The organism is uncultured Winogradskyella sp. (genome assembly GCF_947498345.1).
GTDB lineage: Bacteria > Bacteroidota > Bacteroidia > Flavobacteriales > Flavobacteriaceae > Winogradskyella.
In genome coordinates this window covers 171008-184341 of record NZ_CANMJY010000005.1, presented here as the reverse complement: position 1 = coordinate 184341, position 13334 = coordinate 171008, and the positions used below count along the sequence as shown (strand labels likewise).

General features: G+C 33.1%; 11 protein-coding genes. All 11 read left to right on the top strand.

What is annotated here, in order from left to right:
* The first annotated feature begins 5 nt into the window (after window positions 1-5).
* The 11 genes from Q0912_RS08560 to Q0912_RS08510 all read left to right on the top strand — a co-directional run bounded on the left by Q0912_RS08560 (window position 6) and on the right by Q0912_RS08510 (window position 13266).
* Window positions 6-1607, top strand: coding sequence for a RagB/SusD family nutrient uptake outer membrane protein (locus Q0912_RS08560; RefSeq protein ID WP_299114072.1), 1602 nt, complete (start codon window positions 6-8; stop codon window positions 1605-1607).
* A gap of 13 nt (window positions 1608-1620) precedes the next feature.
* Complete coding sequence (locus Q0912_RS08555; RefSeq protein WP_299114070.1) at window positions 1621-2835, top strand: hypothetical protein; 1215 nt, start codon at window positions 1621-1623, stop codon at window positions 2833-2835.
* Window positions 2836-2848: 13 nt separating this feature from the next.
* Window positions 2849-4381, top strand: a complete 1533-nt coding sequence (locus Q0912_RS08550; RefSeq protein WP_299114068.1) for a PKD domain-containing protein — start codon at window positions 2849-2851, stop codon at window positions 4379-4381.
* Between the two features lie 100 nt (window positions 4382-4481).
* Window positions 4482-5339: a polysaccharide lyase family 7 protein gene (locus Q0912_RS08545; protein WP_299114066.1), complete on the top strand. Its 858-nt coding sequence runs from the start codon at window positions 4482-4484 to the stop codon at window positions 5337-5339.
* A gap of 168 nt (window positions 5340-5507) precedes the next feature.
* The gene (locus Q0912_RS08540) at window positions 5508-6209 is read left to right on the top strand and encodes a FadR/GntR family transcriptional regulator (RefSeq protein ID WP_299114064.1); all 702 of its coding nucleotides are present in this window, start codon (window positions 5508-5510) and stop codon (window positions 6207-6209) included.
* A 29-nt stretch (window positions 6210-6238) separates the two neighbouring features.
* A complete protein-coding gene (locus Q0912_RS08535; RefSeq protein ID WP_299114062.1) occupies window positions 6239-7537 on the top strand; it encodes an MFS transporter in 1299 nt (432 codons plus the stop codon).
* Between the two features lie 22 nt (window positions 7538-7559).
* The gene (locus tag Q0912_RS08530) at window positions 7560-8324 is read left to right on the top strand and encodes an SDR family NAD(P)-dependent oxidoreductase (RefSeq protein WP_299114060.1); all 765 of its coding nucleotides are present in this window, start codon (window positions 7560-7562) and stop codon (window positions 8322-8324) included.
* Between the two features lie 15 nt (window positions 8325-8339).
* Entirely contained in the window at window positions 8340-9362 is a 1023-nt protein-coding gene (locus Q0912_RS08525) for a sugar kinase (RefSeq protein ID WP_299114058.1), read from the top strand.
* Window positions 9363-9369: 7 nt separating this feature from the next.
* Window positions 9370-10038 (top strand): bifunctional 4-hydroxy-2-oxoglutarate aldolase/2-dehydro-3-deoxy-phosphogluconate aldolase, encoded by a 669-nt coding sequence (locus tag Q0912_RS08520; RefSeq protein ID WP_299114056.1) that lies wholly within the window; start codon window positions 9370-9372, stop codon window positions 10036-10038.
* 240 nt (window positions 10039-10278) lie between these two features.
* Entirely contained in the window at window positions 10279-11115 is an 837-nt protein-coding gene (locus tag Q0912_RS08515) for a DMT family transporter (protein WP_299114054.1), read from the top strand.
* A gap of 360 nt (window positions 11116-11475) precedes the next feature.
* The gene (locus tag Q0912_RS08510; RefSeq protein WP_299114052.1) at window positions 11476-13266 is read left to right on the top strand and encodes a helix-turn-helix domain-containing protein; all 1791 of its coding nucleotides are present in this window, start codon (window positions 11476-11478) and stop codon (window positions 13264-13266) included.
* Window positions 13267-13334: the final 68 nt, after the last annotated feature.

Genomic DNA, 13334 nt, shown 5'->3' with positions numbered 1-13334 from the left:
TAATTATGAGAAAGATATATATAAAATTCATAGTCGTTTGTTTTTCTATTTCACCTTTATTTACAAGTTGTGAAGAAGAACTAGATCTTACCAACCCAACAGCACTTTCTTTAGAAGAGTTATTACAAACAGAAAATGGGTTTGAGTTATTGGCTAATGGTGTTTTGGATGCCTATCAAAAAGTTCCAGCAAATGAATTCTTATTGATAGAGCTAAGATCTGATAATGTAAGAGCAAATACCGAAAACGGAAATTTCCCAGAAATTAACAGATACAATGTAGACCCAAACAATGGTGATGTTGCTACATACTATTCTAATAATATGGCCGCAATTAAACATGCCAATACAATTATAGATAACCGTTTTTTAGCACCCGAGAATCAGCAATATACTGTTGGGGAAGCCTATTTTATGAGAGCATTATGTCATTTTAATCTAGTAAGAGCATATCAAAATGTACCGTATATTGACAAAGTTTTAGACCCAAATATAGATGAAGCAAGAGATTATCCGCAATTGCCTGAAGCAGAAGTTTATGAAAAAATCATTGACGATTTTAGTACATCTATAGCCTTTTTAAATGGAGGAGAGCAGAACAGATACAGACCTACGGAAGGAGCTGCTATTTGTTTAGCTGCTAAAGCCTATTTAAGTCAGCCTAACCCAAATTACTCTGAAGCAGAATTATTATTAGCCTCGGTTGTAGAAAATAATACTTCCTTTGGTTATGACTTACTTTTTACAGACATAGATGATGCCGAACAATTTGAGTTTAATCCAGATCCAATGAATCCAACTATTGATATTTTAACAGATCAAGAGTACTTCGCAAATTTGGTTATTGATTATGGAAACGTATTTGGCAATGAAATTTCTGAAGGGTTCAACGATGGCATTCTTGATGGATCATGGTCTAATAATCCAGCATTAGAAATAAATGATGAAATTATATTTTCTATAGCTTACGATTTGGTTAGTAGTGACAACTATGTAACAAGTGATAGTGGTTTAGACGATCAAGTTGAGACCGATTCGGAGTCGTTTAGTTTTGCAATGACATTACAAGGACCTTCTAATGGTGTCAATATAGCCTCACTGGATTTTTTAGATGTTATGACTCCCGAATTACAACCTGTTAGATTTTATGTGAGTTTTGATAGGTTATCATACAACCCTTCTGATATAACAAATGATACATTCAATGCCAAATTCCCAACAGACGGGGAAATTGGAGATAACGATTGGATAATTTTGAGATATGCTGATGTATTATTATTATATGCAGAAGCTATATTAGCTGGTGCAGAAAGTACTACAGATCAAAGAGCTATTGACGCATACAATCAAGTAAGAGCAAGAGCAGGTCTTGAAGAAGTATTTGCAGTTTTAACAAAGCAAGAACTTTTAGATGAAAGAAGAGTTGAGTTGGTTTATGAAAATCAACGCTTATACGATTTAATTCGATTTGGAGAAGCAGATAATGTACTGCAACAATTCTCAATTGATAATAGTTTGAGTTACACAGCAGATAGAAAATACCTTCCTTTTCCACAAAGGGAAATAGACAACTTACCGAACTTTTACACGCAAAATAATGGTTATTAAAAATAGAATAATTATGAAGACAAATGTGTTAAGCTTAAAATCGTTTGCGTTAATAGCTTTATTAGCATTAAGTGCTTGCGTAAGTGATGATATAGCAGATGTTGGCGATTTAGAAGATGTTACAGGACCAACACCTTTTTACAATTTTAGTGAGATTACTTTTGCTGAGTTTGATTGCGAGGACAATGAATTGTCTGCAAACTATCAATTTAACTTTCAAGCAGGATCAAATTTAGCTGTTAATGGAACGCAATACCTTTGGAGTATCACCGATATGGATAATAATAATGTTGATATTCAATTAATTAATAAAAATTTACCAATTCTTCAATTACAAATAGAAGCAGAATTAGCTGATGTTATTGCCATTCAAGAGGATATTGAAGAGTTAGAGTTTAAGATACCATGTGAAGATGATCCAGCTAGAGTCGCAGTAATGGAAGCACAAATAGCAGACTTAGAAATAGCTTTAGCAGCCGCAGAAAATGCACTTTCTGATACAACTTTACAAAATGTCGCAGATTTAGAAGCTCAAATTTTAGCCTTGGATGATGCAACATTACAAGACCAAGAATTAATAATTGAATTTCCAGGTCCAGGAATCTATAACGTAGGTCTTACAGTTACAGATAACTTAGATAAGTCTGATTATGCTGAACGATTAATTACAGTTAATCAGGCTGTGCCTACTATACCTGTACCAGAAATAGAAGAGGCTAGTTTTGAAGATAACAGTTTGTTTGATGGAACTGGTGATGGCAGAGACTCTTGGAGAGTGCCAAGTAATGCGGCATGGAGCCCATCAGGTGGAGGTACAACAGTTATACAGATTAATACGGATACAAGCCCTGGAGTAGGAGCTGATTTGCCTGATGGTGTACAAGCTGCAAAATTCCCTGCTAGTGGAGATAGAGTTGCCTATCAAGAAATTGATGTTACTCCAGGTGCAGAGTATGTTATAACATATTTTAGCGCATTTAATTTAGGTGCTGACGGTCAGATGAAGGTATCTATCCTAAGCCCTAATACTTCAAGTTTTGCTGAGGCACAATTAGAAGAAAATATAATTGCTTCGAGAATAGATACTAACGCCGGTAGAGTTGTAAATGTTTTTAAGCAACATTCAATAACATTTGAAGCTGGTGAAAATGAATCTGTTATAATTTTTGCAAACAACTCAGGTGATGAAGCAAGATTAGACGCTTTTAATATAGTCGTTAGACAATAAACAACATAATATTATGACTCATACACTAATTAAAAAACATATAGCAAGCCTTATTATATTTGTTTTTACGCTTTTATTAATTTCATGCTATGATGATGGGTTTGAAGAGTTTGTTCCACCCACAGGGAATATAGACAATATACAACCCAATACATTTTTTACAACAAGTACAGATGTTGACAATAGTTTAACCATAATATTCAGAAGTTATTCAACAGATGCCGTTTCTTATTTATGGGATTTTGGTGATGGAAATACGTCAACAGAGGCAGATCCTGATTATACGTATACTATTGGTGGTTTGTATACAGTACAATTAACCACAATAAGTTCTGATGGCCTTGAAGCAACTGCTACAGTAGACGTGTCACCGATATTTATAGATTTCGACTTTACAACTCTAGATTCACAAGTTACTTTTAATAACTTAACAACTGGTGCAAATACGTTAGTTTGGGATTTTGGTGATGGTAATTCAGTAGAATGGAGTAGTGAAGTAGATACTGAAGAAGATCCAGATTTCAGTCCGATATATTCATACTTAACGGAAGATGTTTTTCAAGCTACACTAACAGCAACCAATTTTTTAGGAAGAGAATTTTTTGTGACTAAAAATATTGAAGGTTTAATTTTGTCTACCGTTCCCAATTTTACATTTACTACTTCATCATTAACGGTACAGTTTACTGACGACTCGCTCTTGGCGGTTACCCATAGTTGGGATTTTGGAGACGGTAATACCTCTACAGAAGTTAACCCTACCCATACCTATGCTATGGCAGGCACCTATGATGTTACATTAACAACAACTAATGAAGCTGGTGTCGCAAGGGATATAACAATACAAGTTCCTGTAGGAGGTATAACTCCGACCTTTGATGCGGTTATTCAAAATGCAGATTTTGAAAGCTATCCAACTGCAGAAAATAATAACAATGATCTTGTTGATGCTTGGACTGTCGATCCCGATAATACATTCAATGATGGATCAGACACTCCTTTTAACTTTTGGAGGAATGACGATTTAGAAGCATGGGTTTCTAACCCAGCAAACAATGGCGGTACAGGAACTACAGACAAAGCAAGCTCATCTGGTACCGATGCGCAATCAGCAGGTGGTACTTCAGGTCGATCTCTTAAGTTTGACAGTTCAGGTGAAAGAGCATATCAACCTTTTGAAGTAGAAATTGGAGTAGAAGGGTATTCAATTTCAGTATTTGTTAAATCTGAAACGACTCCTGTAGGTGAGATAGAAGGTACATTTTATATTTTATCTGATGAGCCTTCTAGTGATAATGATTTGGCTTCACTAACCTTAGCTAGTCAGCAAGTAGTCTCTGATGCCATTAATAATTGGCAACAAATTTCATTTAACTTTAATGCCGATGCAACGTTCAGTTTTCCCCAAGATCGTGTAGATGAAAACCCTAATGATATATTGGTGTCTACTGATCAGAGGTTTGTTATTTTTTATTTTGTACCAACAACTACAGTTGCTTCTAGCAATGAAGTTTTTATTACTGATGTAGTTATAAGTACGCCTTAATTTTAATGTAGAATTGATGAAATGTAATTTAATAAACATATTTAATTTTCGAGTAGTACTGTTTTTATTTATAATATTACTTTTTAATACAACTTGCGTTATGTCTCAGGTACAACAAATCGAGAAAGAGCATACGGAGGTTAAAAAAGAAAGGAAAAAGAAAAAAAAGAAGCGAAAGAAAAAAGTTAAGTTACCAAAAATTGATCTCAATCATTGGAAAGTCACGCTCCCTGTAACAAATGATAAAGGCAAGCCTTATGAGATTGAGCCACCTGAGATTTTAAATTTTGCATCCAATGAAGTTGCACAACCTTACATGTATATAGATTCTATTAAAGGCGCAATAGTATTTCATGCTATGCCTACCGATTCAAAAACTAGAAACACAAAGTATACAAGATCAGAGCTAAGAGAGCAAATGGAGCCTGGTAATAACAACAAGAATTGGACTTTTAAGGATGGTGCGTACATGAAAGGTAAAATAGAAATGGATGAAGTAACACGAGATGATAATGGGAAATATCATCGTGTTATCATTATGCAAATTCATGGTAGATTGACTAATGAGCAAAGAGATTTAATTAACGAAGATGATAACAATGCACCTCCAATATTAAAAATTTATTGGGATAAAGGAAAAATAAGAGTTAAGACAAAAGTTTTGAAAAATCCAAATGCTGTAGAACCAGAAATTTTTCATGAAAGTGCTTGGGGTGATGATGAAGGATTTAATTTTGAACAAGAAGTGGGATTCAGGAAGTTCACCCTAGAGGTAAAAGTCTCAGAGGGTAAAATGGTAATTGTACTAAACGGAAATGAGTATAAAGTTTATGAAAATATACATATAAAAAAATGGGGTGTTTTTGAAAATTATTTCAAAGCTGGTAATTATTTTCAAACTAGAGACAAAGGGGCTTATGCAAAAGTACGATTTTATGAATTAGAAGTGAGTCATTGATAAAGTTCGCATTGATTATTTTTGGCAAATACAATGCTATTTTATCTTAAAATAGAAGAAGTAATATAAGTATGACAAAACTTTAATAATTATTACATATTATAAATTAAATTATATAAATTTAAGTGTAAATATCTGGTTAACCAATATCTGGAAATTAAAATAAATATGAATTTAGAAGCATTACAAAAAATGGAAGGCCTTAGCCTTCAGAAGACTATTATATCCAAGATAAAAGATCTTATAAATTATAAAAATCTTGAGCCGGGTGATAAATTACCTTCCGAAAGAATGTTGTCTGATAAATTTGGAGTAACAAGGAGTAACATTAGAGAAGCTATACAAAAATTAGAGTTTTATGGTATTCTAAATTCTATTCCACAGAGTGGAACGTTCGTTGCCAACATAGGTGTTATAGCCATGAATGGAATGATTGAGGATATCCTTAGACTTGAGGACCCTGATTTTAAATCTTTAGTTGAAACTAGAATATTATTAGAGCTGAAAACTGTAAGATTAGCTGCACTGAGAAGAACAGAGAATGATTTAAAGAAGATGAAAGAGGCTTTAGATGCATATATTATAAAAGTAAAAGATGGTCAAGATGCCGTTCAAGAGGATTTACTGTTTCACTTAGCCATTGCAAAAGCAAGTGGTAATAGTACTATGAATACTTTTATGTTAATTATAACTCCAGAAATAATTACCAACTTCGAAAAATATCATGTTTGTGATAAAGGTTTGGCAGAATTAGGTATCGCAGAACATCAAGCCATTTATGATGCTATACAAGAGCAAAATCCAAAATTGGCGAAACAAAAAATGAAAGACCACTTTAGTGTCTTGTATCAATATTGTTATAATATTTAACTAACCATTTTAAATTCATATTTATTATAATGAAAATTAAAAATTTAAGATGGTGGGTAGTAGGTTTAATAGCACTTGCTACTATAATCAATTATATAGATCGCCAAGCATTGCCTGTTTTATGGCCCGATATGGCCGAGGAATTATATCCTGAAAAAAATCCAGATGAACGAAAAGAAATCTATGCAATCATTTCTACCATATTTATATTATCCTATGCTTTTGGCCAAGCCATTTTTGGAAAAATATTTGATAAAGTTGGAACTAGAATAGGTTTCACAATATCAATTGGTTTTTGGTCTATTGCAACTGCATTACACGCTTTTGCAAAAGGAGTTGTTAGCCTTAGTATTTTTCGTTCCTTATTAGGTATTGCTGAAGCAGGAAACTGGCCAGGTGCAGCAAAAGGAAATGCAGAGTGGTTTCCAACCAAAGAAAGAGCATTTGCTCAAGGACTTTTTAACTCAGGTGCAGCAATAGGAGGAATAATAGCCTTTCCTACAATAGGTTTTTTGTCTGTCTATTTAAGCTGGCAATATATATTTATAGTTGTGGGATTATTAGGGTTGTTATGGCTCATACCTTGGTGGATATTAGTAAAATCTCCACCTAAAAAGCACCCATGGATAACTGATGAAGAGCGTGATTATATTTTAACAGGACAAAACAATCAAAATATGGATAAGCACGATAGTTTAGATGAAGGCTATAATCCAAACACAAGTGAGTTATTGTCACATAAAGAGAGTTGGGGAGTTATTATAGCCTCGGCAGCAATCGATCCTATTTGGTGGTTATTTATTTTTTGGATACCTATTTATCTAAATGAGGTTTATGGTATGGATGTAAAAGCAATTGGGTTTTATGCATGGGTTCCATATGTCGGTGCTATGATTGGAGCTTGGTTCGGTGGACTTCTAGCTCAAAATCGCATAAAGGCAGGATGGACAGTAAATAAAACTCGTAAGTTCATAATCACCTTAGGTTGTATGATTATGCTACCTACATTGTTGGCAATGGCAAACCCCGGAGCACCAGAAACAGCAGTGGTATTAATGGCAGTTATATTATTTGGTTTCCAAACAACAATTGGCAACGTCCAAACCTTACCAAGTGATTTATTTGGCGGAAAATCTGTAGGAACTTTGTCAGGATTTGCTGGTATGGCTGCTAAATTAGGGGCATTTGGTTTAACGGCTTTGGTGCCTTGGCTAACATTAGGTGGTAATTACACACCTGCTTTTATAATTGGAGCAACATTAGCTATTATTACTATGGCAAGTATATGGATATTATGCCCAAAAATTCAACCTCTTAAAGCAAAATAGAAATAAAAATAAAAGATAAAGCATGAGTAAAAATAAAGATAAAATAGCAGTAGTAACAGGTGCAACTGGAGGCATTGGTTTTGCCGTAGCTAAACGATTAGGTGAGGATGGTTATACAGTATTGTTAAATGGAATACAAGATGATGCTGGAGCTCAAAGGGTAAAGGAATTATCTGAAGCTGGTATTAATGCCGAGTATTATGGATTTGATGTTACCAAAGAAGATCAAGTGGTCTCAAACATTACTAAGATAGGTGAGAAATATGGTAAAATTGACGTACTTGTAAATAATGCTGGTGGACTTGGAGGAAGATCTAGGTTTGAAGATATGACTACTGAGTTTTACAGGTTTGTAATGGCATTAAATTTAGATTCAGTCTTCTTTGCATCAAGAGCAGCTATTCCATTTCTTAAAAAAGGTGAACATCCTTCTATAATCAATTATACGTCTAACGCTGGTTGGACTGCTGGTGGACCAGGTGCAGGAATTTATGGTACCTCTAAAGCAGGTGTTCATGCTATTACCAGAGCTTTAGCTAAAGATTTAGCAGAATACGGAATAAGGGTTAATGCTGTTTCACCAGGGACTATAGATACACCGTTTCATGCGCAAATTAAGGCTACAAAGCCAGAAGTCTTTGCGTCTTGGGCAAATAATATTATGTTGGGAAGACTAGGACAACCTAATGATGTCGCAGGTGTTGTTTCATTCTTAGCAAGTAAGGATGCGTCATTTGTTACAGCCGAAACCATTCAAATTGGTGGTGGACAGGCATTAGGTATATAACAAAATTAAGTAATAATGGAAAAGGTAGTAACCTTTGGTGAATTAATGTTAAGACTTTCTACCGAACGTTTTTTAAGATTTTCTCAAGCGAAATCTTTTAATGCAACATATGGCGGAGGAGAATTTAATGTAGCTGTATCTCTTGCTAATTTTGGCATTGCTTCAGAATTTGTTACTAAATTACCAAATAATGAAATTGGTCAGACAGCTTTAAGAGAATTGCGTAAGAGAAGTGTAGATTCAAATAATGTTATTTTTGGGGGTGATAGATTAGGCATATATTTTCTTGAAACAGGGGCTGGTACAAGGCCAAGTAATGTGTTATACGATAGAGCAAATAGTGCTATGGCCAATATAAAAAAAGGCACTTTTGATTGGGATGACATATTAAAGAACGCCACTTGGTTTCATTGGAGCGGAATTACTCCTGCTATATCAGTTGGAGCTGCTAAGGAGTGTTTAGAAGCTGTCAAAACTGCAAAAAAGTTAGGTATTACAATTTCTTGCGACCTAAATTATCGATCTAAACTATGGAAATATGGTAAATCGCCAAAAGAAGTTATGCCAGAATTACTAAAATATAGTAACATAATTTTAGGTGATATTGATACTGCAAGTTTTATGTTGGGAATAGATAAGGTAAACCCTAATTATCAAAACCTAAAAACCCTACCTATTCTCTACAATAAGATTTTTGAAATATGTCCTGAACTAGAAATTATGTCTACCACTTTACGTTATTCTGTAAGTGCTTCGCACCAAAGAATTGGTGGTATTCTTTATGATAAGAGAAATATTTATGATGCAGATATCAAAGAAGTTACTCCTGTAGTTGATAGGGTTGGAAGTGGTGATGCGTATATGGGGGGACTCATTTATGGACTGTTAAAGCATTCAAATGATAAACAAAAAGCTCTAAATATTGCTGTGGCTTCATGTTGTTTAAAGCATACAATATATGGTGACTATAATCTTATTTCTATGAATGAAATTGAAAAATTTTTAGATGGGGATAGCACGGGTAAAGTATTAAGATAGTAATATTATGGCAGGTTATACGAGAATAGAAGTCGTTGAGGTAATGAGACAAACGGGATTAGTCCCTTTGTTTTACGATAGTAGTCTAGACGATTGTAAAAAAGTACTTGAAGCATGTTACAATGCAGGAGCAAGATTAATGGAGTTTACTGCAAGAGGAGACTTTGCTCACGAAATCTTCGGAGAATTAAATAAATATGTTATTAAAGATTTGCATGGAATGATTATGGGAGTAGGCTCAGTAACCGATGCTGCTTCTGCTTCAAGATTTATGGCTTTAGGAGCCAATTTTATTGTAACTCCTGTACTTAGAGAAGATATTGCAATAGTTTGTAATCGAAGGAAAGTATTATGGTCTCCTGGATGTGGATCACTCACTGAAATCGCTCGTGCAGAAGAATTAGGATGTGAAATAGTAAAATTGTTTCCTGGTGAAATTTATGGTCCGGGATTTATAAAAACTATTAAAGGACCCCAGCCTTGGACTAGTATTATGCCAACAGGAGGAGTTTCACCTAATAAAGAAAACCTAAAATCATGGTTTGAAGCAGGTGCTACTTGTGTTGGAATGGGATCAAAATTGATAAAAAAAGATACTCAAGGTAAGTATGATTTTAAAGCTATTGAGAAAACTACAAGGCTGGTATTAAATATTATTGAAAGTGTAAAAGAATGAATCATTATAAATATTCAATTACACTTAAAGAAACCAAAGAATTTGAATTCATAAAAAGTAGTTACGACTGAAGAGTAGATCGAGCTTTAGTAATTTCAAAAATCTACCCTAAACTAAAAGATATTCAAAAAATGATAAGTAATTTGTCTAAACAGCATATTTACTTTGATACAAGCATTTCCAATTATAGTTTAAAAAAACTGTAAAGTTTTTAAAACAAATGAATAGAGATTGATTTTTATGATTAAAAAGGCCATAGTATTTATGATTTTAAGTGCCTTAGCCTTTTCTATTTTAAATGTACTTGTAAAAAGTTTAGGACGTTTTAATATTTATCAGATTGTATTTTTTAGATCAATAGGGTCATTATTATTTACCATTCCCTTCATTTTGAAAAATAGAATTTCAATACTTGGTAATAAAAAAACCTTATTAATATTAAGAGGGGTTACAGGATTTATTGCAATGACATTGTTTTTTAAATCCTTAACATATTTGTCTATGGGAGCGTCTGTTTCCATAAGGTATATTTCGCCAATTTTCGCAACCATTTTCGCAGTAATATTATTTAAAGAAAATACAAAATATTTACAATGGATTTGTTTTGCCATTGCACTAATTGGTGTGTTTGTTTTAAAAGGGTTTAATAATGACTTAAGTGGTTTAGGAATATTTTATGCTATTTTATCAGCTGTTTTTACTGGTTTAGTTTTTATATTGATTAGAAAAATTGGAAATCAAGATCATCCAATTATTGTCGTCAATTATTTTATGATTATTGCCTCTGTTAGTGCAGGTATTTTGTCTTTTAGTGTATGGATTACTCCAATAGGATATGAATGGTTATCGCTTTATAGTTTGGGTGTTTTTGGATATTTTGGACAATACTATATGACAAAAGCATTTCAAACTGGAGAAATAAATCAAGTAGCACCGTTAAAATACATTGAAGTGGTTTTTACAATGATTATTGGAGTAATATGGTTAAATGAAGTCTATAGCTTTATTAGTTTATTGGGAGTAGCTTTAATTCTATTAGGACTAGTGTTAAATTATATAATTAAACAAAACAATTGATTCAATTAAGAAGAGTTTTACTGGATAATCGCTAAGTATTACATCTTCAGCTTGGCTTTTAGCAAATTCTCTAAAAAAAGTAGTGATTGTATGATCATAATGCTTTTTAACCATAGTTCATAAATAGTTTTTGATAATAATAGATTTGAAGCTCTAGTTTGTTTATTTTTGATTTTTACTGTACCAATTTTGTACCATAGAAAACTTAACAATTATCATTGTTAATGTTTTACTTTCTGTATCGGTAAATAGGTTATAATTATTCGTATTTATACAATTTCTCTTTGAATGCATATAGGTAAAAAGTGATATTCTATTTATTCTAATCAATTATTATCTTTGATTGAAACTACACTTTGATTGAATTTAAATAAGAAATTTACAGATATTGATAAGTCTATAGTCGTTTTACCATTCAGAAATATGAGTGGTGATAATAGCTATGATTACTTTTCTGATGGAATTACCGAAGAAATTATCAATGCACTTTCAAAAGTTGAAGGACTTAAAGTAACCGCAAGAACATCTTCATTTGCATTCAAAGATAAGCCTGCTGATATTCGAATTATCGGTAATGAGCTGGGCGTTACAAATGCGGTTGAAGGGAGTATTCGAATTGCAAAAGATAGGATTCGTATATCAACACAATTAACACGTACCGATAACGGATTTCTTTTATGGTCCGAAAAGTTCGACAGGCAATTGGACGATGTATTTGCACTACAAGATGAAATAAGTCTGTTAATTGCGGATAAGATACGAGAGAACTTTGGACATATTGAAATAGATGAATCTCTATCAACCATTCATACTCAAAACTTAAAAGCTTATCAATGGTATCTCAAAGGCAGACACTATCAATTAACCTGGAATTTGGTTAATATGGAGAAAGCTATTGACTATTATAAAAAAAGTGCTAGTATTGATACCAATTATGCAGATCCTTTAGTGGCTATTGGTTGGTGCTATGCCATAATTGCCAGTTGGAGGCATATAGACAGAGTTGATGGTCTTAAAAAAGCTAATGAATATCTCGAAAAAGGCTACCAACTAAATTCAGGTTCATATATGGGACATTTCGCAAAGGCAACCATAAGTTTTTGGGGTAACTGGCAATTCAAAAAAGGGTATCAAGAACTTATACAATGTTTAAAAGTCAATCCGTATTTTGGAGAAGCTAATGAAGCCTTGGCAGAATTATATACAGCAAATGGCCTTTTCGATGAAGCTTTAAAAGAGACAGACCATATACTTAAAATAAATCCTCTATCACCAAATCACTACTATACAAGAGGAAATATTTTCTACCTAAAGGGTGATTTTGATGCAGCAATTAAATGTTTCGAAAGTTCCTTAAAGATTGACAAAACATTTGATTTAAGCAGACATTTAAAATTAGCGTGTCTAATATTTAAAAAGAATAAGAAAGAAGCCATAGCATTCGCAAAGACGTTTTTAAGCGATAAGTTCTTGGTTATGGTTGAAGAGTTATATAATGCTATTAATAATAAACAAAATATTGAGTATAACGAGTTACTCTCGACCGATGCAGAAAACTTGATGGTCTTTTGGGATTTATACTACTTAATACATTGTAATAAAATAGAAGAAGCTTTAAACCGTTTAGAAGTATTGGTAGACGAAAGAATCGGACAAGTAATCAACTTTCAGTTCGACCCATTTATAGAACCGTTAAGGCAAACGAGTAGATATAAAAAATTAGTAGAGAGTGTTTCTGCAAACGAAGAAATTAAGACCCTAATAGTTCCACAATTAACTAATGCATCAGTACTAACATTCTCCGATGCTGAATCCTCAAAGTTAAAAACACAATTAGAGGAGCTTTTAAGTAAGTCCAAACTATATTTAAATCCTGAAATATCGTTACGAGTATTAGCAAAAGAGTTAGACATCAACCCTAACAAACTATCAAAGTTCATTAACGATAACCTAAAAACCAATTTTAACGAGCTTATCAATACACATCGTTTAGTCCACTTTAAGGAAATAGCATTAAAACCAGAAAACAAGCATCTTACCTTATTAGGGTTAGCCTACGATAGTGGTTTCAACTCAAAGACAGTTTTTAATACTTACTTCAAAAAGGTAGAAGCACTAACACCAAAGCAGTGGTTAAATTCCCAACTGTAATTAGTTAGAGTATATCAATCAAATTTTATTTCTCTTCTATTTAGAATGTAATAAGTTCTAAATCTCAC

Excerpts from the sequence above, each read along its gene's own strand:
- Q0912_RS08560 (WP_299114072.1), top strand. The coding sequence starts at position 6 with ATGAGAAAGATATATATAAAATTCATAGTCGTTTGTTTTTCTATTTCA.
- Q0912_RS08555 (WP_299114070.1), top strand. The coding sequence starts at position 1,621 with ATGAAGACAAATGTGTTAAGCTTAAAATCGTTTGCGTTAATAGCTTTA.
- Q0912_RS08550 (WP_299114068.1), top strand. The coding sequence starts at position 2,849 with ATGACTCATACACTAATTAAAAAACATATAGCAAGCCTTATTATATTT.
- Q0912_RS08545 (WP_299114066.1), top strand. The coding sequence starts at position 4,482 with ATGTCTCAGGTACAACAAATCGAGAAAGAGCATACGGAGGTTAAAAAA.
- Q0912_RS08540 (WP_299114064.1), top strand. The coding sequence starts at position 5,508 with ATGAATTTAGAAGCATTACAAAAAATGGAAGGCCTTAGCCTTCAGAAG.
- Q0912_RS08535 (WP_299114062.1), top strand. The coding sequence starts at position 6,239 with ATGAAAATTAAAAATTTAAGATGGTGGGTAGTAGGTTTAATAGCACTT.
- Q0912_RS08530 (WP_299114060.1), top strand. The coding sequence starts at position 7,560 with ATGAGTAAAAATAAAGATAAAATAGCAGTAGTAACAGGTGCAACTGGA.
- Q0912_RS08525 (WP_299114058.1), top strand. The coding sequence starts at position 8,340 with ATGGAAAAGGTAGTAACCTTTGGTGAATTAATGTTAAGACTTTCTACC.
- Q0912_RS08520 (WP_299114056.1), top strand. The coding sequence starts at position 9,370 with ATGGCAGGTTATACGAGAATAGAAGTCGTTGAGGTAATGAGACAAACG.
- Q0912_RS08515 (WP_299114054.1), top strand. The coding sequence starts at position 10,279 with ATGATTAAAAAGGCCATAGTATTTATGATTTTAAGTGCCTTAGCCTTT.